At 58.9% G+C, this 19,126-nt stretch carries 20 protein-coding genes and 2 tRNA genes; 3 read left to right on the top strand and 19 right to left on the bottom strand.

What is annotated here, in order from left to right:
- Nucleotides 1-36 precede the first annotated feature (36 nt).
- The 9 genes from KGL31_12375 to KGL31_12335 all read right to left on the bottom strand — a co-directional run bounded on the left by KGL31_12375 (nucleotide 37) and on the right by KGL31_12335 (nucleotide 8,439).
- Nucleotides 37-1,404, bottom strand: coding sequence for a sigma-54-dependent Fis family transcriptional regulator (locus KGL31_12375; protein ID MDE2322687.1), 1,368 nt, complete (start codon nucleotides 1,402-1,404; stop codon nucleotides 37-39).
- On the bottom strand, nucleotides 1,397-2,548 hold the full coding sequence (locus KGL31_12370; protein ID MDE2322686.1) for a hypothetical protein: 1,152 nt from the start codon (nucleotides 2,546-2,548) through the stop codon (nucleotides 1,397-1,399). Before KGL31_12370 ends, KGL31_12375 begins: the two co-directional genes overlap by 8 nt.
- A 38-nt stretch (nucleotides 2,549-2,586) precedes the next feature.
- Nucleotides 2,587-3,576 (bottom strand): kinase, encoded by a 990-nt coding sequence (locus KGL31_12365; protein MDE2322685.1) that lies wholly within the window; start codon nucleotides 3,574-3,576, stop codon nucleotides 2,587-2,589.
- Nucleotides 3,573-4,166 (bottom strand): DUF447 family protein, encoded by a 594-nt coding sequence (locus KGL31_12360; protein ID MDE2322684.1) that lies wholly within the window; start codon nucleotides 4,164-4,166, stop codon nucleotides 3,573-3,575. The genes KGL31_12365 and KGL31_12360 overlap by 4 nt, the downstream gene beginning before the upstream one ends.
- A complete protein-coding gene (locus KGL31_12355; GenBank protein MDE2322683.1) occupies nucleotides 4,150-5,490 on the bottom strand; it encodes a PTS mannitol transporter subunit IIABC in 1,341 nt (446 codons plus the stop codon). Before KGL31_12355 ends, KGL31_12360 begins: the two co-directional genes overlap by 17 nt.
- A gap of 20 nt (nucleotides 5,491-5,510) precedes the next feature.
- On the bottom strand, nucleotides 5,511-6,266 hold the full coding sequence (locus KGL31_12350; protein ID MDE2322682.1) for an SDR family oxidoreductase: 756 nt from the start codon (nucleotides 6,264-6,266) through the stop codon (nucleotides 5,511-5,513).
- Between the two features lie 186 nt (nucleotides 6,267-6,452).
- A complete protein-coding gene (locus KGL31_12345) occupies nucleotides 6,453-7,676 on the bottom strand; it encodes a GNAT family N-acetyltransferase (GenBank protein MDE2322681.1) in 1,224 nt (407 codons plus the stop codon).
- Nucleotides 7,622-7,987 carry an EamA family transporter gene (locus KGL31_12340; GenBank protein ID MDE2322680.1) on the bottom strand — a complete coding sequence of 122 codons (366 nt, stop codon included), beginning with the start codon at nucleotides 7,985-7,987 and terminating at the stop codon, nucleotides 7,622-7,624. Before KGL31_12340 ends, KGL31_12345 begins: the two co-directional genes overlap by 55 nt.
- Nucleotides 7,984-8,439: an EamA family transporter gene (locus tag KGL31_12335; protein MDE2322679.1), complete on the bottom strand. Its 456-nt coding sequence runs from the start codon at nucleotides 8,437-8,439 to the stop codon at nucleotides 7,984-7,986. Before KGL31_12335 ends, KGL31_12340 begins: the two co-directional genes overlap by 4 nt.
- 225 nt (nucleotides 8,440-8,664) lie before the next feature.
- On the opposite strand from KGL31_12335, the gene KGL31_12330 reads away from it, so the two are divergent.
- Nucleotides 8,665-8,740: transfer RNA gene (locus tag KGL31_12330), tRNA-Val, on the top strand.
- Between the two features lie 98 nt (nucleotides 8,741-8,838).
- A complete protein-coding gene (locus KGL31_12325) occupies nucleotides 8,839-9,255 on the top strand; it encodes a cupin domain-containing protein (GenBank protein MDE2322678.1) in 417 nt (138 codons plus the stop codon).
- Nucleotides 9,256-9,352: 97 nt separating this feature from the next.
- Here KGL31_12325 and KGL31_12320 read toward each other — a convergent pair.
- From KGL31_12320 to KGL31_12305, 4 genes are all read right to left on the bottom strand, one after another.
- Nucleotides 9,353-9,429 (bottom strand) — tRNA-Met (locus tag KGL31_12320).
- Between the two features lie 114 nt (nucleotides 9,430-9,543).
- Nucleotides 9,544-9,852, bottom strand: coding sequence for a hypothetical protein (locus tag KGL31_12315; protein MDE2322677.1), 309 nt, complete (start codon nucleotides 9,850-9,852; stop codon nucleotides 9,544-9,546).
- 212 nt (nucleotides 9,853-10,064) lie between these two features.
- Entirely contained in the window at nucleotides 10,065-11,561 is a 1,497-nt protein-coding gene (locus KGL31_12310) for an HD domain-containing protein (GenBank protein MDE2322676.1), read from the bottom strand.
- 11 nt (nucleotides 11,562-11,572) lie between these two features.
- A complete protein-coding gene (locus KGL31_12305) occupies nucleotides 11,573-14,053 on the bottom strand; it encodes a DEAD/DEAH box helicase (protein MDE2322675.1) in 2,481 nt (826 codons plus the stop codon).
- Between the two features lie 190 nt (nucleotides 14,054-14,243).
- Between KGL31_12305 and KGL31_12300 the strand changes: the two genes are divergently transcribed.
- The gene (locus KGL31_12300; protein MDE2322674.1) at nucleotides 14,244-14,474 is read left to right on the top strand and encodes a hypothetical protein; all 231 of its coding nucleotides are present in this window, start codon (nucleotides 14,244-14,246) and stop codon (nucleotides 14,472-14,474) included.
- Between the two features lie 3 nt (nucleotides 14,475-14,477).
- Here the strand turns inward: KGL31_12300 and KGL31_12295 are convergent, their stop codons facing one another.
- The 6 genes from KGL31_12295 to KGL31_12270 form a co-directional block, all read right to left on the bottom strand.
- A complete protein-coding gene (locus tag KGL31_12295; GenBank protein ID MDE2322673.1) occupies nucleotides 14,478-14,687 on the bottom strand; it encodes a hypothetical protein in 210 nt (69 codons plus the stop codon).
- A 13-nt stretch (nucleotides 14,688-14,700) separates the two neighbouring features.
- A complete protein-coding gene (locus KGL31_12290) occupies nucleotides 14,701-15,366 on the bottom strand; it encodes an ABC transporter substrate-binding protein (protein ID MDE2322672.1) in 666 nt (221 codons plus the stop codon).
- A complete protein-coding gene (locus KGL31_12285) occupies nucleotides 15,363-16,757 on the bottom strand; it encodes a TolC family protein (protein ID MDE2322671.1) in 1,395 nt (464 codons plus the stop codon). The genes KGL31_12290 and KGL31_12285 overlap by 4 nt, the downstream gene beginning before the upstream one ends.
- A gap of 54 nt (nucleotides 16,758-16,811) precedes the next feature.
- The gene (gene mlaD / locus KGL31_12280) at nucleotides 16,812-17,252 is read right to left on the bottom strand and encodes an outer membrane lipid asymmetry maintenance protein MlaD (protein ID MDE2322670.1); all 441 of its coding nucleotides are present in this window, start codon (nucleotides 17,250-17,252) and stop codon (nucleotides 16,812-16,814) included.
- Nucleotides 17,253-17,326: 74 nt separating this feature from the next.
- The gene (locus KGL31_12275; GenBank protein MDE2322669.1) at nucleotides 17,327-18,073 is read right to left on the bottom strand and encodes an ABC transporter ATP-binding protein; all 747 of its coding nucleotides are present in this window, start codon (nucleotides 18,071-18,073) and stop codon (nucleotides 17,327-17,329) included.
- A gap of 5 nt (nucleotides 18,074-18,078) precedes the next feature.
- Complete coding sequence (locus tag KGL31_12270) at nucleotides 18,079-18,849, bottom strand: ABC transporter permease (GenBank protein MDE2322668.1); 771 nt, start codon at nucleotides 18,847-18,849, stop codon at nucleotides 18,079-18,081.
- Nucleotides 18,850-19,126: the final 277 nt, after the last annotated feature.

Below are 19,126 nucleotides of genomic sequence, written 5' to 3'. Positions count from 1 at the left end.
CGCAGGTGTGGCGGATTGGTCGCCGTCCGATGGAGGTCACTCGTCGGTGAGGTCCAGCCCAAAGCGTTCGGCCATCCGATACAGCGTTCGCCGATCAATTCCGAGTATCTTGGCGGCTTGAGTCTTGTTGCCCCGTGTCTCATTAAGAATCCTGATAAGGTACCGCTTTTCCAGCTCTTCCAGCGTGACAAGGTTCGGAAATTCCAGTGTAGTGGCAACGGGCGCTGATTTGCGCAAAGCGACCGGAAGATCGTCCGGCATGATGATCTCGTGGCTGGTCATGATCACCGCCGATTCAACCGTATGCTCCAACTCCCGGATATTCCCGGGCCAATCCGCTTGCTGGAGTACCATCAGGGCTTCCGGCGAAATCCCTACCACCCGTTTCTGGTTCATGATAGCAAACTTTTGTATAAAATGATAGGCCAACATCGGGATATCTTCCCGACGGTCGCGCAGCGGCGGTAATGTAATGATCACACCGTTGAGGCGGTAGTACAGATCCTCGCGGAACTGCTCCTTCCTCACCATGGACCAGAGGTCGCGATTGGTGGAGGCGAGCACCCGGACATCAACGGGGATCGACCTGTCGCTTCCGACCCGTCGGATTTCCTGCTCCTGCAGGACCCGTAACAGTTTGGCTTGCAAGGCGGGGCTCATATCCCCCACCTCGTCCAGGAGAATCGTCCCGCCGGTGGCCTGCTCAAACAGCCCCGGCTTCACGGCCGTTGCCCCCGTAAAGGCACCCTTCTCGTGGCCGAACAGCTCGCTCTCCAGCAGGCTTTCGGTCAGAGCCGCGCAGTTCACCGCCACGAAGGGCGCATTTACCCGAGGCCCATTATAATGAATCGCCCTGGCAATCAGCTCTTTGCCGGTTCCGCTCTCACCTTGCAGCAGGACGGGGCTACGCCCGGGCGCCACACGGGCTACCAGCTTATACACGTCGATCATCACTCGGCTGCTTCCAATGATATTGGAAAACTGATATCGGTTGCGAAGCTCCTGTCGGTACTGCAGGTTCTCGCATAGTAACCGGCGCTGATCCAGGGCTCGACGGATTGTGAGCAGGACCTCATCCTTCTTGAACGGCTTGCTGATGTAATCATAGGCCCCGCCCTTGATCGCCTCGATAGCCGACTCTATGGCGCCGAAGGCGGTAAGGAGGATGATCGGGGTCTCCGGGCTGAACTCTCGAAACCGCTTGAGCACGGCCATACCGTCCATGCCTGCCATTTTGATATCGGTCAGCACCAGATCCACGGGATCCCGCTGACCCATTTCCACCGCTTCGGCTCCTCCGCCTGCCACCTCCACTTCGTAGCCGGCTTTGGTTAAGACTTCGGCCAAGACTGCGCCGGCTGTGGCATCATCATCGACGACGAGGATTCGAGGCGGCTTAGGCATACTGCTCCACACGCGTGTGGATCGGCAAGGCGATCTGTACGGTGGTTCCCGATCCTGCCTGGCTCTCCACGGTGAGGGTACCACCATGGGCCGTAATGATGTCTCTGGAGATCGCCAGTCCCAGGCCACTGCCTTTGCCGATCTCTTTAGTGGTGAAGAACGGTTCGAAGATGAACCTTTGATGTTCCTCAGCAATGCCTCGGCCATTATCCTGGACTGTAATCACCGCAATGCCATCAAGGTTTTTTTCATCCGGCAGTGGGGATGCCGTGTCGGCTTCGGCCCGAGGGTTGCGACGGACAGTTCGAAGGGTAAGTCTTCCGCCTTGCGGCATCGCTTCGATGGCGTTGGCGATGAGGTTCAACAATACCTGTTCGAGTTGGGTTTTATCGCACAATACCGGCGGTAGTGTCGTCAGAAACTCAGTCTGGACTCGTATGCCTTTTGCAGCCAGCATCGGGCGGGTGAGTTTCAGCGCATCTTGAACCACCGTATCGAGCAGGACCGGGGCCAAGGTCGGCTGGGGATTGCGCGTGGACACCAGGAGATCCTGGATGAGCAGCACCACGCGATCGACTTGCGATTGGATGATGCCGATGCGGTTTTTCATCTCTGCTGTGATTCCGGGTTCATCTTCCAGTATCTGGAGATGCATAGAAACCGAATGGAGCGGTGTGCCGATTTCGTGCGCGACTGAGGCCACCAACTTGCCCATCGCCGCCATTTGCTCGGCTCGCTTCAGCCGTTGCTCGGTTGCGAACAGCCGGCCGTACGCCGCGATAAGATCATCGTTCTGTCGCGACATATCCTGTGTCGCCTGCTGCAGTTTGGATTGCAGAGCCTCACGTGCCAGACTGAAATAGCCTGCAGCGGCCAAGACGACCGACGTAATGGACCGGTTAATCAGCGCTTCCCAGGTGAATTGCTCGATGGGACCCCACATTCCGGCATAGGTTAAGACGATGCACATTCCGATAGTGACAATGGCGATCCGCTTTGGGTAGAACGCGGATGCCAGAAGGATAGGTAAGACATAGCCGTACGAAATAAAGATGTTGCCTGGGGTCCACATCTCCATCAGCCAGATCGTAAACATGATCAGACCGAGAATCCAACGGGATCCCTGGATGGTGAATTGTGTCATCTTCGTGTCACTATTCAATGTATCCGGTTCCTTACAACTCAGCGGATGTCGGCCCCTCGATTGAAGGCCCTTACCGGAAAGATATCGGCGTTGATCTTGTGCGGGACGATTGTCCTCATCCTTCCCATAATCGATGCGGCCATCTCCTGATCCTTCGCCAGTCCATAGACCGCCGGTCCCCAGGAACTCTGCCCGACCCCTAACGCCCCAGCCCGCGACATCGCCTTGACCAGCGCCGCCCCCTGCGTGGTGGCGAACGTTCCGCCTTGGACGGATTGGAACCATGCTCCAACAATTCGCTGAATCCTGGTAAGCGACTCACCGAAGACGATAGGGTCGCGCTCAAGCACCGACGGGAGCATCTGCATGAGCACGATTCGGCTGAGTCGTCCCGCGTCGGCAGGACGGCCGGCGAGCCGGTGAAACGCCCGGACCTCTTTTTTTCCGGTGAGCCCATGACCAACGTGTGGGACCGCCACAACAAAGGTCCACTCCCTCGGAAGGGGATAGCGAACGATCGTTGGAGGGAGGAGCCCTGAGGTCCGTGCTTCAATGCGCTTCAACTCGCTCTCCACTGTTCTACCCATGCTCACCCTCCGTCCGGCGTCCACGATGAAACCGCCCCGCTCAAAGGCAGCGATCCCGATCCCCGACCGACCCCCTCTGCCCATCACGGCCGCCAACTTCCGAACATCGGCGTTGATGGAGAAAAGGCGAGCCAGCGCTGAAGCGACGCTGAGCGCAAGTTGCGTTCCCGAGCCTAGGCCGGCATGGGCGGGGATAGTTGTTTTGACGGCGATGTGTGCCCTGTGGCGAATATTATAGTGGCGGAGGAAGCGGCGGGCCAATGCGAGGACACGATCCCGCTCTTGCCCTGCGGCCGAGAGGCGATCTGCCGGCGTGGCCTCGAGTATGATCGCGGGTTCGTTGATTGACAGCCCGATGCTCCCGAACTGTCGACCCGATGAGCCATCGGGGTCGATGAAGCCGAAGTGAAGCCTGGCATGGGCCTTAACCGTCACCCTCATTGAGGCTGCCGCTCCACGTAGTTCTGGAGGTATTGCATCGCCAGGGCTTCCTGCTCACCCCCGGTCTTCTGCACAATCTCGGACAGGCGGCGATACTCCTGAAGGATCGTGTCCACTTCCATGAACCGGACCCGTGTGGCGAGGATGGCCGCCTCAATAATGGCGTTCTTCGCCCGGTTGAACCCGATAAATTCCCGCAGCACCCCCTTCTTGATGATCTTGCAGCGGAAGGTCGCGCGCGACGTGGCGGTATCGGCATACATGACTGAACACTCGTAATACGAGCAGGCGTCGGTCAACACAAGGCCGGTGATAAGCTCAGCCGGAAAGGTCGGAAACTGAGGGCTGGTGATAGCGCTTTCGGCGAACAGCCGGCAGTTGTCGGTCAGATTGACGACAGCAGCACTGGTGGCGACAAGATTCCGACAGGTGGCCGAATCGGTATAGGGCCGGATAACGATCTCCCCTTCGTCGATGGTGACCCCCATCGGCGCGAAGTTCGCCTCTCCCGCCTCATTCATCGTTGTGACGATACTCTCAATAATCATAGCCCTGTCCCCTTGCGCCTGCATTTCATTGAGGTAGGTCATAGTTAAGATATCCCCATTTCAGCTCGTCTTCTTGAATATATTTCTTCCCGAGCAGCATCGCCAACCTCGCCTTCATCAGCTCGCGACCCAGGTAAAAGGCGTGGCCGATCGGTTCCGGGCCGAGGTGTGTCGTGAGCTGGTCGAAGATCCGGCGGATGTCGGTCTCCTTGATGAAGAGATCGCGATTAAACACATAGATGGCTTCTCGGTCGGCAAAGATCCGGAAGTTCGGGTCCGTTACCATCCGCTGCATCTCCCTCAGCTCCGCCTCTGACGGGCAATCGATCCGCCGATCCTTGATGGTAAGCAGGCCGTCGTCGATATCTTTCGGCAACACCCCGTGCTGCCGGGCGTAATACATGAGACGGCGAGCCAGATCCAATTCGCGGACAGAGCCCCTGGCCCACGAGGCCACCTCGGTGGTGAGCGCATAGCGGATCTGTAGCTCCGACATCACCCCGGTGAGCAGCGCATTGATCCCGGTGCTGTCGGCATCGGTCAGCTCGGTGACGTTCCCCACCCCCATGAGGATTTCTGCCTGCGGGAAGCGACGCCTCGCCTCAGCGTAGCGAGCGAGCGATTCGGCGAAACCGAAGCTGATCGGCGCGAGGATCGGGTCGATGAGGTATCGTCGGCCGCCCAGGCGCTCTACCGCCTTGATATTTGCCGCGAGGGAATCCAGCCCCTTGCCGAAGTCGGGAATGATCACCGGGGTACACTGCAGATCCGGGGCCAGATGCAGGTTCTGAGCGTTCAGGCTCAGGAGCAGTTCGGCGCCGGCCTTGTCGGCGGCGAGGATCTCCTGCGGATCGAAACTGTCGATGCTGACCCGGAACCCTTCGGACCGAAGCGCCGAGACGATCTCGCCAACATTGCCGGCCGGTTGCCCCGGTGTACAACCGACGTCGATGACATCCGCGCCGCAGGCCGCGTAGTAGCGCGCCTTGCTGAGGATCTCGCCGACCGGCAGGGTGGGGGCGTCGTTGATCTCGGCCAGGATGGTCAGATCGTGCCCGCCATACCCCTCCCGTTGCTTCTCTACGCCAAAGTAGTAGGGGATATCACGCAGATCCTTGGGCCCCTTTTCGACCTTCACGCCCAGCGACTGCTCCAACTCGTGAGGTTCTATGCGGCAGAGTCCAGGGATCATCAGCAGATCAGCGCTGGGCGACCGAAGCGAATGGAGAATGAACGGCGTAGTCATCAGGGCGGCCACGCTGATCTTGAGAACGGCCACCTCGTGGTCGAACTCGGCCTGCATGCCGGCCAGCGTCTCTTTCAGGGCGCGCTCGGCCAGCTTGCCGGTAATGAAGAGGATCTTCATGCGCCCCCTGCATTCGCTCATTACACCCAGAGGCCGCCGTGGACGTGGAGGATCGCCCCTGTCACATATCGCGCTTTGTCGGACGCCAGGAAACTCACCGCCTCGGCGACATCGCCAGGCGTGCCTAATCGACCGAGGGGGATCATTCTGGTCCAGGCAGCTTTATCCTCGGCGCGATACTGACCGTAGGTTTCGGTTTCGATGAAACCGGGGTTGACGGCGTTCACTCGGATGCCCCATGGCGCTTCGGATCGTGCCAACGATCTGGTCAGCATGATCACGCCGGACTTGGCGATGTAGTAGACTGGGGCCTCAAAGACCCCAATCGGCGAATGCTCCACATTGAGCGCCCCGATATTGGTGATGCTGCCGGCCCGCCGCTTTCGCATGACCCGCAGGGCCGCTCTACTGCAATAAAAGGCGCTGCTCAGGTTGCTGTCCAGGGTTCGTCGCCATTCGTCATCGGTAGTGTCGGATAAGGCCCGCACGAAAAACGGCCCCACGTTGTTGACCAGGACATCAAGAGAGCCGAGTTGGCTGACTGCCGTCTCGATGACAAGGGACGCGCCGGCCGATGTGGAGACATCCGCTTTCACAGCTATCGTCTTGACGGGGAGGCTATCGAACTCCCGGAGGGCCGATTGGGCTGCACCGTCGTCGCCATGATAGTTCAGGACGATATCGCACCCATCCTGGGCGAGGCGGTAGGCGATCGCTTTGCCGATCCCTTTGGTGCCGCCGGTGATCACCGCCACCCGTTGCGCTTCTACTCGCATGATCCCTTACTTATTACCAATACCCTGCCCCCTCGCCTTCATCCTCTCCCCTCTCGGGGGAGAGGAGTCTTTTTATTTTCCCTCGCCCCTTTGGGGAGAGCGCGTGGGTGAGGGGCTCTCGAAGCAGTAATAACAATATGTTATGCCTGTCTTGCTGAAACTTCAAGACGAATCCGCCCTTGTACGTCATATCGAGTCATTCCCATGAGCCTTCAAGAATACCGCCAGATCCTCGTCCAGGGTTTCCCATGTCACATCCCGGGTGGCCGTTTCAAATAGGCCATGAAAGAACGGCGAGATGTGCTTGCAGTAGTTGGTCAAGGGGACCAGATCGTGCCCCACATCCAACTTGGCGCGATAGCCGGTTTGCCCGCTCTGCAGTTCGGTCGCGCCGGTGCGGGACGCCCATTCGACGAACTGTTCCCAGAGCTGGAAATACAGAAACCGATTGCCGCCGTCCAGCGTATAATCGATCCCGAGAAATTTGTTGATCGCCCGTGTCCCAAGCTGAAAGCAGAGCATAAAGGCCGCCAGCGCGTGCGTGTCGGTATCGCGCATCAGGATGAAATGGGCCTGCGGGCATCGGCGGATCTGCCGGAAGAACTCGATGTTGAATCGCTCGAATTTGGTCTTGCCTTTTTCGTAGGTCTGCCAGAACAGGCCCCAGATTTCATCCAGCGTCGCGTCATCTGGATGTTGCACAACCGTCGTGTGCAGCTTGCCCCGTTCCTTGCCGCGTCTGAGCTTCTTCTTCAGATTATGCCGCCGGGAGCCTGTGAGGTTCTTGAGATAGGGTTCAAAACCGGGACCGGAAAGGCGCAATTGAGTACTGGGAAAACTGACCAGCTTGAACAGCCCCAATTCCGTTTTAATCGACTCCAGATCGACCGCCTGAGGACCGGGAAAGTCCTTCCAGACGATCATGTTGCACTGTTCGACCCTGGCCCGTTCATCAGTAGCGCGTTGAATGACGGGGGCGACGTGTGCGAGTGAGATTCCCGGTTTCAGGCCGACCCATCCTTCATCGGCGCACACTGAGCCGATGAACAGTGTTCGCTGATAACGGACGACGCGGATGAGCGCCCCCAGCCACTTCAGGACGCCGGCGAGCTTCGGCGGGGCGACCAGGTCGATCGGCACGTCCATGACGAAGACCGGGACAATGCCCACCGGTTCGCCCGATCGCTCGATCTGCATATAGGCGAATCTGAACTGGTCCTCGATCCGGCTGTTCTCCAGCGCAGCATACCACCACTGGCCCTCCAGTGGAGGAGGGAAGCAGGTCTCCCACAGATCGTCGGCAATCTGCGTTGCGGACGCGAACCAGCGGACAGAGAATTCGGAATGGCCGGGCATCAACTGAATCCGACCAGGCAGACGCCCGCCAGGATCAATCCGATCCCCGCCCATCGCCTTGGGCTGACTTTTTCCTTCAGGAAGCTGCGCGAGAGTAACGTGACGACGACCAGTTCGACGCTGGCCATCGGCTGGGCCACGCTGACCGGCAGCAGGGTGAGGGCGATCGTCCAGAATCCCCATTCGACGCCGAAGCAGCCGATCCCGGCCCCGATCCACTCATACCTGGCAAACACCTTGCGAATCGCTGACAGCCTGGCGCTGCCGTGCGCGTGGTTGGCGGCCCGCTTGAAGCAGAGCTGCCCGACCGCCTCGCAGGCGACAGCGATGAGCACAAGCAGAATGCCGGTCATCCGCTGGCTCATGGCGAATCCTCGAGCGCATCGGTTACCGGATGGACCATTGAGGGTGCGCCGGTATGGTGCGTGGTTCTGCTGATGAGCCATACCCCGATCAGAATAAGCGAAATACCGGCAATTCGCAGCGGGGTAACGCGATCGGCCAGGAAATAGGCCGATCCCGCTGCTGTCAGAACGTAGCTGCACGCAGTGATCGGTTGGGCAAAACTGAGATCGGCCTTAGACAGTACAATCATCCAGTTGACGAACTGCATGGCATACATTCCAAGCATCGCATACAACAAGGGATGAGCGAACATGCCAAGGAGCGTATCCAGCGCGCCATCGCCCAGCACATCGGTGGCGGCCTTTGACCAGACAAGCTGAACAACGGTGTCGATGCAGACCGCAAAGATGAGACCCAGCCAGACACCCAGGGGGACCTTGTGGCCGGTCGTAGGCGGAGAAGCCGGCGACATTGGCCTACAACACTCTCACTTGCAGCATGCGCGACCCTTTCTGGAAAGCAATAACGATCTCTCGCTCAATCTCCTATGTTACCAACAAGAACTGTATGTTATGCTCGCACCGCTCAAACTTCAAGGCGAATCCGCCCTTGCGCGCGCAGGCGGCGCCATGGTCTGTGCCACTGGAATGACTTGACTTATTTTAGGTGGGATGTACAATAGCCAACGTAAAAGGTTGGGCGGTTAGCTCAGTCGGGAGAGCGCCGTCTTCACACGGCGGAGGTCACTGGTTCGATCCCAGTACCGCCCACCATGATCCCCCCGCCGCTTGGCGGGGGTTTCTGTTTTCGGTGGGCATTTGAGCTGTGAGTTTAATCGCGAAACAGTCGACGTTACAGAAAGGAGAAACCCATGAAACGCACCGCCTTGTTGCTCAGTTTCACATTGGCGACCGGGATCGCAGTGGGGGTAATCGGGACTCAAACCGTGAATGCTCAGCAGGCGCCGATGAACCGCACCGTGCTGCTCAAGACGCCTCTGGCAGGGATTGAAGGGAAGGAGGGTATGCTGGTCCTGGTGGAGTTTGCGCCGGGAGCGGTCACCGGGCTGCACTATCACCACGGAGAAGAGCTCATTTACCTCCTTGAAGGCACCATCAGCATGGAGGTCAAAGGGAAGCCACCAGTCACCTTGAAGCGCGGCGACACCTTCCATTTGGCGCCCGAGCAGGTGCATCGCGTCAAGAACCTCAGTGTGGCAACTCCCGCCAAGGCTTTGACGTTCAACATCGCAGAGAAGGACCAGCCGGATACCGTCCCCGTGAAGTAGCAGCGGATCGCGTGTCGGATGGCTGGCTGAATAGCGCGGCGATATTCCAGAGGCCCATGGCGGCTATACGTCGCCAGGGAAAGAAGGCGTGAGGACTTGGTGGCGGTGACTGGACTCGAACCAGTGACGCCGCGGATATGAGCCGCGTGCTCTGACCGACTGAGCTACACCGCCGTGATAACTTACGCACCCTTAAGGGTTTGTACGGTATTGTATAACGCTTGTCAAGCGGGAGGGGCCCCGGCTGGACGGTAGGACCGCCCTGCTGGAGCCTTGGCGAACCCGGTCTTAGAGGAGCTTGGTCATTACCTTGGCATCCCAGTCTTGAGCAATCTCGCTCAGCTCCTGGGCCAGCCGTCGTCCTTCTTGGTCCGTTGTCCAGAGCTTCTCCCATGCGTCGAGATCAGCATAGGCGGGGAACTCCCAGAGTGCCAGGTACTGAGGACGATGCCCCACGTAGAGGTCACGAGAGAAAAGGCCGACAAGCTTAAACTGCGGGAGGAGCTTTGCGAAGTGGTCGGCAAACTGCTGATACGCTTCGGCTACCTGTTTCCGTGTAATCCCTGACTTTTGATCGAACTCGATCATATAGTACATCGCCTGTCCCTCCACGCGGTATCCCTGGCCACAATGTCACAGATCTCTGTCGAACAAGACCGAACTGTTTTCGTGCAGCGTAGCTTGCCATGCGCTCGCCAAGATGTCAAACACTTTTCAGGGCTTTCTGAGAACTCTCAGCCGTTTCTACACCTGGACCGGCCAGGATTCCAGAGGAAGGGGTGTTGAACGCCTACATTAAGGTACCCCGTTTAGATGTTGGTCGGAACCGATTCACCGGCGGCGCCGGTCAGCGCCTTTTCGGAGGCCTCGCTGAGAGCCTTGACATAGCGGCGGTCTGTGGTGAAAACCCGGTACCGGGCTACCTTGGGCGGGATATCGCGAAATAGGTCCATGAGCGGTCTGGGCGACACTTCGCCCGTCGCCGGATTGTACATAAAGATCTGCTTGCTCCCTTCGGCCAGAGGGTTGATGGGCCGGGGATCGAGCGCGGCCATGTCCACCTTGAACTCGATCCCATGCAGGCGCGTGGACAGGTGGCGGCGGATCGCCTCCTCCAGATGTGCGGCGGTCTGAAACTGGACCATCCGCTGCGACTCCTCGATGGTGGACACGAAATCATAGGCCATCTTCCACTTGACCTTCCGACCCAAGATCTTCCCCCATTCCGCTCCCAGCGCCCGTTCGTGCGGATCCTTCGAGGTAGCCCACTCACGAACCCGTTCGAGTAGGAACCAATCGGTCAGTTCCAGGTATCGGTCCAGTGCCTTGTACGGATTATACGGAGCGATTCGCGCCATCGTCTCCTTGAAGATCTCCTGGACGTGCAGATCGATGGCTCTGGTCGTTCGGTGATGGTAGACGTGCGCGTAGAGGGCGAACTTTGCATTCAGGAATCGCATCAGGGCCGACTCTCCGGCTTTGTGCAGGGTCAGCCCCTTCGGTGTAAAAAATGTGTACAGCAGCAGCCGCTCGATGTCCACCATATCCAGCGAGAAACCGGTCATATAGGCATCTCGCTGAACATAATCAAGGTTGTCCACGGTGTAGATCCCGGAGAAGAGCGGGCGAAGCGCCAGCAGCCAGTCCGGAAAGCCGACCACGGGGCCGGTCCTGAGCCCTGTCGAAGGGCCGGTCTCCGGCTTCTTGATCAAAAACGCGATCTGTCCGGGGTCAAGTCGCTCATTCGACTGAAACGGCCCGCTCGGACTTCGGCGGATCGCTTTGATGATCCGCCCCAGCTTCTTCGTGAGGATAGCCATTCCCAGAATCTCGTGGTTCAGTCGCGCGCCACCGACGTGAAACTGCTGCAGGAAGTGGTCATCGAAAAAATGTCCGAAGGGACCATGTCCCACGTCGTGGAGCAGTCCGGTAAGCCTCAACAGCTCTTCGATGAACGGCTCCGACGGCAGGGTCTTCCCGAATGTCTCCTTCAGGGTGGGATAGAGGTGTCTGGCGAACGCGCCGGCCATGTGCATAGTCCCCAGGACATGCTGAAACCGACTGTGCTCGCCCGAGGGGTAGACCCACCAACTGCTCTGCAGTTGGTGAATGCGGCGCAACCGTTGGACCCAAGGGCTATCAATGATCTCCTTCTCGGTCCGTTCCGACCGGTTACCCGTCGGCACTGTGAAGACAATATAGCCGTGGATTGGATCCGCCAGTAAGGCCACCCCTTCGTAGGGTGACGCAAGCGGCGTGCTCCCGTTCCCGGTCGATTGCGGTGGAGTGGTGCGCGGTGCGGCCATCGATCACCCCTCTAGATCAATGCGGATTCCAACACGATGCCTCGATCTAACATCGCGGTCGCCCGCGACAGGGTTCGCGTCAGATCGACCGGCAACTCCGGACTCTCTTCAAGCTGCCGGCACAGGTCGATCAGTCGGCGGAATGCCCGGATGAGGTCGCCCTCATGTCCTCCGAAACTTTGCTCCACCAGCGCCAGCCAGTCGTCCTCGCCGGCAACCCACCGATGGGTGGCTGCCAGATAGGTCGTGTGCATCGAGACCGGAAGCTCAACCTGGTGGGACCGCTGGGCCCTGTCCACCTCCTGGCTCAGATCTTCCAGTATCTTCACGCGTCGGCGAAGGTGCGCCTGATCGCGGAGAAACAGCTTGGCGGCAGGCTGCTCGGTTCTCCGCGGTTCCTCCACCAGGCATGAGAGGAGCGCTGCCAGTTCCTCGGGCGAAAGCCCCTTCAGAAGCCCGGAGAAGACCACCCGGGCCACCAACAGCTCGTTATCGTGGCGCAGTGACGCAATCAGACGGCCTTCCGCACCCAGCCGTCCATCCTCGAGGTAGCCGAACTGCTGGAGGATTCCCACAACCCGCAGGAACTGTTCCCAGTAGGAATTCTGGAGTTGCTGCTGCGTCTGATGGTGGCGATCCAGCATCTTCCCCAGTTGTCGCGACTGCTTGAGCTGCCGCTCACGGAGCGGCCGTTCCGTGCAGCGGTGACACGGCATCTGGGAGAGGGCGAGGGCCATCGCGTCAAGTTTCGACCGGCTCTCCTCGAAGTCGCCCCAGAAAAGGGTTACGGAACCGGCAGGTCGTCGACCGCGACCTCGACCACCTGTACGGCCGGCCCGCGCGGTCGCGACCCGCAGATGCGCAAGCCGTTCCCGCTCGTGCTCCAGCGCGGCGCGCTGCTCCCGATACTCGATCAGCGTGCCGACCGGGCAACAGGGTGATGCTATGCCCTCGGCGTCGGCTAGTCTACGGATTAACCCCTCTTGTTCCCTCCGGCTGGCCTCGATCTTTCGACGATTCTGAAACTGGCCAAAGCTTTTCTCTATGGTTTTGCGGATCGCCTCGGGCTCGCGTTGTATGTCGATCAGTAACGCCGCGCTGCTGTAGCCGATCCGAAATCGGCTCTCGATCGGCTCCGGATCGCCGCATACCAGGCGAACGGCGTCTTCGGCCGCCTCAACTGAATCAAGCGCCAGGAGGCAGGTTCCTTCAGGATCGATCCCCCGTCGCCCGGCCCGACCGGCCATCTGGAACAACTCTCCCACGGTCAGTCCCCGAAACCCGAGATCGGTCCGCTTACGAAGCCCTCCGATCACCACGCTTTTGGCCGGCATATGAATCCCCAGGCTCATTGTTTCAGTCGCAAAGACGACCCGCACCAGTCCTCGTTCAAACAGAACCTCCGTGAGCCGCTTCAATGCCGGCAAGACGCCTGCGTGGTGCAGTCCTACACCGCGACGGAGCCCGTTCAGAATCAGTCGATTCAGATCGCTCTCAGGACTGATGCTCGGGTAGTCGAGCAGCGTCCGTTGAATCGCCTCCTCGATCTCCTCACCCCTGGCGGGATCCAAAAGCGGTATGCCGCGCTCCAGGAGGCGAGCGAGGGCCCGCTCGCATCCTGATCGACTGAAGATAAAGTAGATGACCGGCAACCAACGGCGCGCCCGCAATACGGAAATGGCGATGCTCTCGTCGAGCGCACGACGGCGGAAGATACGGTGCCGCCGCTCCCCGCGCCGATCCCATCGACCCATTTCCCGTCCCTCGTACGCATTTCGGCTGGAGAAGGACGCGTGTAGAATCCGCCGGACCGAAGCCGGCTCAGGCGGCCAGAGTTGCCCCTCCTTATCGCAGAGCAGGTACTGCAGCGGCACCGGCCGGACCGGATGGTGGATAGCTCGAATCGGGCGGTGCGTCTGACCGATCCACTCGGCGATCTCACCGATGTTGCTGACGGTGGCCGAGAGGGCAACAAGCTGGACTTCTGGGGGGCAGTTGATGATGATCTCTTCCCACACGGTTCCCCGTCCCACATTCCCCATGTAGTGGCATTCGTCCAGCACTACATAGCGAAGTCCCTCGAACTCGCCCCCGTAGAACTTATTTCTGAGGATCTCGGTGGTCATGACCACGAGTGGCGCGCGGGAGTTCACCTTTACGTCGCCCGTGACAATGCCGACCGTCTCTTCACCCCACTGACGGGTGAAATCGGCATATTTCTGATTGCTCAAGGCCTTCAGAGGGGTCGTGTAGGCGATGCGGTGCTGATGGGCCAGCGCCCGGTAGATTGCGAATTCAGCGATGAGGGTCTTACCTGCCCCGGTCGGGGCGGAGACGATCACGGAGCTGCCCTCCGCGATCAGACCGATGGCCTCCTCCTGGAATGGGTCAAGGGGGAATGGATACCGGTCGCGGAACGAATCGACAAGCGCCTGCGCGTCCCGCGGCAGGGGCGAGGAATCGATCTCGATGGGTCTGTGTTCTTTTGACATCTTTTTTTATTAAGACTAACAGATTGCGCTCGCCGCTTCAACCACCTCGGATCATCCAGGGTGCCATGGAGCATCGAAGCAGCCTGGAGCGCGACAGGTGATCCCCTTGCGTCAGGCGCGTACGTCGTGTAAGCTGAGCGTGGTGGTGGATGAAGCTGGACAGACTGAGAAGATAGAAAGGTCTTTGAACATGATAGAGGAACCATCGAAGACAGAAGAGGCAGTTCGAGAGCAGGTACGGGCGGCGGTGGAGGCGATCGACGGGGCGCTGGAGGGGATCGTGCGCTTCCTCACACCGCTGAGACCGACCATGCGGAATGAACTGATCCAGTTCCTTGGCGGCCACGTCGAACAGGCAAGGCACGCCAAAGAGTCTCTCGAAAAGATCCTTCTGGAGTTACAGCGGCCGAAGGAGTCGTGAGGGTCAGGTTTCCGCGCTCTGCTTCTCCCCGGCAGATTCCACAATTCGGATATAACCCAGGGTCCGCAGGAATCTCTCTCCCTCAGCCGATTTGAGGAAGCTCAGCAGATAGTCGCTGAAGCTTTTCGCCATGTCCGTTGAGAGATACGGCGGATGACCCGCCGCGCACCAAATCGTGATCTTATGATAAAGGCTCTGAACGTCTCCCGTCATCGCGACTCCTTTTTCACCGGACCTTCGACTTGGGGGCGCCAAGCTCTGACCCCTCCTCACCCTCGACCTTGGCCTGCATCTTCTTCACCAGATCCTGGTACGAGGAGGTGCGAATGATCTTGCTGAACTGGGTACGATAGTTGTTCACCAGGCTGACACCCTCGACAACAATGTCATAGACCTCCCATTTGGAGTCGGCCTTCTGCAGACGGTAGAAGATGGGGATTTCCTGGTTTCGTTTGGTCACGATCTTCGTCCGCACCTCGGAATAGTTTCCATCTCCCGTCTCTTCCAGGTACAAGATCTGCTCGCCTGTATACCCCTCGACTCGATCAACATAGGCCCGCTCTAAAAGATCGGTGAACAGGCCGACGAATTTGGCGCGCTCCTCGGGAGTACGCTCGCTCCAGTACCGGCCCATGGAGCGCTTTGACATCTCAGAGAAATCAAATCGCTCCAATACGGTCTTGCGAAGCTTGGCCCGGCGCTCTTTGGTCTTCTGCTCACCCTTGAGGGCCGGATCGGTCAGGATCTTTAACACCTGGTCAACGGTTCCCTTGACCTGATCTGTCGCGGGACCGGCCAGGCTCTGTCCCGGAGTCCACAATACCGCTATGGCCGCCCCGACAAGTACTAGCATCTTCCATGTGCACCTGGTATCGGAATAGTTCGCGGTCACTTCGCCTCCTCCTTTACCGCTTGACCTGTGGCATGTTCGATGTTCGCAAGCGCAAGATTATAATTGTACATCGCTTTGAAGTTGTCTGCCCGCAGTCTGGCGTATGTCTCCGCAGCCTGGCCGAGTTCCCTGGACTCCCCGACTCCAAGGTCGTAGTTCGCTTTGGCCGCCACCAGCCATTTCTTCGCGTTCCGCCACCCGTCCTCTGTAGCTTTCAGCGCCTCCTGCGCCTCAGTAAGCTCTCGATGGGCCTTACGCACCTGCAACGGGACCCCCTGCTCGGCAAACAACTTCATATCCCCAACCTTCAGGTGCTCCGCCTGAGCCACCCGGATTTTCCCTCGCGTGATTCCGAAGTCAAGGTTGTACTTGAAGCCAAGGACAACCACAGCGTAGCGGTCGTTCAACGGATCATAGGCAAAGGGGTTCTGCTGCCGGGTTCGATTCCCCGCCTGAGCATAGACGCCGTTTAATGCGACGAAGAACTGGGGATACAGGTTACTCTCCTCTGCTTTGACCAGCGATTCCGTAGCCTTGAGCCCTGCCCGCACCTGAGTCATCTCCGGTCGTAGCTCCAGCGCCATATCCATTCCCCGGTCCACCGGTGCCACCTCCTTGGGGGTGACCTCCAGCCCTATCGTATCCAGCTCAAACGGTTTTGTGCGATCAAGACCTGCGTAGAACATCAGACCGCCCGTGGCGAGATCGAACCCTTTCTGGGCCTCTTCCCGGTTCTTCAATACCTCGCCTCGAAATGCTTTTAACTTGTACAGATCCATCTCATCGGCCCCAGGCACTTCAGCCTTGAGCTGTCGTTCCGTCTTCTCGATCGCCTTGTCGAGATCCTCGTTGATCTCATCAATTAACCCAAGCATGTCGCTCGCCAACAGTCGGCCGTAGTACAGCTCCTTGACCTTCAAGATCAGGTCAGCGGCCTTCTCGTCCACCTTCGCCTTCTCGACCTTCACCCCCTGTTCCGCTGCTTCACGGAAGCCCGTAAGCTTTCCGAAAGTATAGAGTGGTTGGACCAGCTGCATCTCGACGCGCTCGAACACATTATTGACAGTGGGTTTGTCCTTTCTATCCGGAGAACCCCCCTCAACGGTACCGCGGGCGCGAGAGGACGGTCCCACCACCCCAGTCACCTCGATCTGCGGGAGCCGCCCCGCATCGGCCTGATCTTTCTTTGCCATCGCCGCCTCGGCGCCTCTCTCCATCTGGCGGATTTCGGGACTTGTAGCCAGGGTGCGCTGAATCAGATCCTTCAAGCTGTAGCTGGCCTTCGGTTCCGGCGACTGTGCGGATGCCGGCAGTACGGTAGCCACCGTTGTTATGAGCGCCAAGGGCAACACGACCCAATGTGCTCGTCTCGCTCGGCCTGCATTCATCATGAGCGCCTCCTTCGAGATCAGCGGTTCAATGTGAGCTTCAGATTGACTTTCCCGCTAGAGCTTGCCAAAGATATAATTCGCGATGAGTTGCTCTATGTCTATGGGGTCTTCGGTATCCCGAAGCTTACCGCCCGGCTGGACCATCGTGTCGGAGCCCCCTGGTGTGATCCTCACATACTTCTCGCCGATTAGCCCCTTTGTCCGGATCGAGACGATCGCGTCATCCTGGAGCTTGACGCTGGGATCGATGCTCATGACCACAACAGCCCGATAGCTCTTCAGGTCGATTTCTTTGACCCTGCCCACCTCGACTCCTGCGATTTCGACGACCGCCCCATTCTTCAGACCTGCAACCGAGTCGAACTCGGCGAGGACAGTATACCCCCGCTCGCCGACTATCTCAAGCTTACCGAGCCTGATTGAGAGCCAGGCTAACGCCACGATTCCCACCACCACGAATAGCCCTACCAGCGTTTCCATGGTCAGTCGCTTCATCGATCCGACTCTCCGTTTTGATCTTCCACAAATCCTGATGGCATCGCCAGGACCTCCCCGATCGATCGCTTTGGCTACTCCGGACCGGTCTGGCCGTTGCTGGCCCCGGTGAGAAACTGTCGAACGACAGGATTGGCGGACGCCATGATCTTGTCCGGACTGTCGTGTTCCACGATGATCCCATTGTGGAGCATCGCCACCGTCTGAGCGATGTCGAAGATCTCCGGGATATCGTGACTGACCACGACTGCGGTAAATCCGAAGCGCTTGTGGGCGTCCAGAATCAGCCGATGGACGGCATTCAGCAAGATCGGATCAAGGCCCGTCGTCGGTTCGTCAAAAAGGATGATCTGCGGGTCGTGGACCAGGGCCCGGGCCAGGGCCGCCCGCTTCTTCATCCCCCCGCTGAGTTCCGCGGGATATTTGTGCGTCATATCAGCGAGCCCCACGGCCTCCAGCCGCTGCATCGTGCGCTTGGCAATCTCGCCTTCCGTCAGCTTGGTCTTTTCTCGGAGTGGGAAGGCCACATTGTCGAATACCGTCAGCGAGTCAAACAGGGCGCCACCCTGGAATAGAACGCCGAACTTTTCGCGTACTGAATCTAAAGCCTTCCCGCGGAGCCGGCAGAGGTCGATCCCGTCGACCAGCACCTGACCGCTGTCCGGTCGCATAAGGCCGACGAGGTGTTTAAGCAGCACGCTTTTGCCGCCTCCGCTCCGCCCGATAACGGCGGTTACCTGCCCTCGTGGGATGGTCAGGTTCACTCCCTTGAGCACCTGTTGCTGCTCAAAGCTCTTGTACAGTTTAATGAGCTGAATCATCCGGTTTAAAACAGGACGGCGGTCATGAAGTAGTTCCAGACCAGCACCAGGACCGACGAGAGAACGACGGCTTCAGTGGTCGCCTTGCCCACGCCCTCGGCCCCATATCCGGTATAAAACCCCTTGTATGTGCAGACCCAGGTGACAATAAGGCCGAAGCTCACCGACTTCAGGAAACCGCCACGCACGTCGCTCATCTCCACCATATTCCGCATCTCGGAAAAGTAGGTGCCGGCGCCGACGCCGAGCAGCTTCACCCCGATGAGGTAGCCGCCAAAGATTCCAACTACGTCGAAGATAGCTGTGAGGAGAGGAACGGCAATCAGTCCCGCGATGACCTTGGGTACCACGAGATACTTCATGGGATTGACGGCCATCGCCTCCAGCGCATCGATCTGCTCGGTGATCCGCATGATGCCGATCTCTGCGGCAGAGGCCGATCCGGCCCGAGCCGCCACCATTAAGGCCGCCATCACCGGCCCTAACTCTCGGATCAGGCTCAGACCAACGGCCGGACCGAGAAGGGCCTCAGACCCGAACTTCCGAAGCGTGTAGTACCCCTGAAGTCCCAGTACCATTCCGCTGAAGGCCGCAGTCAGAAGAATAATTGAGCTTGACTTCACCCCGATAAAATGGAGCTGATCGACAACACGCCTGAACTTCAACGGTGGCAGGACCGCCCAGAAACCGGTGGAACCCAGGAAGATAGCCATGTGCCCCATGGTCTGGACCTGCTTGAGGACCGCGCGTCCGATAGCCTCTAACGGGTTACCCATGCTCTACTCCAAAGGAGATTCCCAGCGTGCCAGCGACGGAACTGACAGCGCGATAGGATCGCATACGCCCTCCAATTTGTCAATCGTTTCCTATCGCCCCGAGAACAGACATTGAAATGCGTCATTGCGAGCGTAGCGAAGCCATCTCGCCGTTGTGTACTGAGATTGCCCCGCACCCTTCGAGCGCTCGCAATGACAGGCATATGAAAAGGGTTGCGCGATCAACATCTGCCCTCAGGTGACCATTTCGGCTTGACATCACCGGACGGCTTCAGTA

Source organism: Candidatus Methylomirabilota bacterium (assembly GCA_028870115.1).
Lineage (GTDB): Bacteria > Methylomirabilota > Methylomirabilia > Methylomirabilales > Methylomirabilaceae > Methylomirabilis.
The sequence above is the reverse complement of the archived record's forward strand: the minus strand, read 5'-3'. Positions and strand labels throughout refer to the sequence as shown.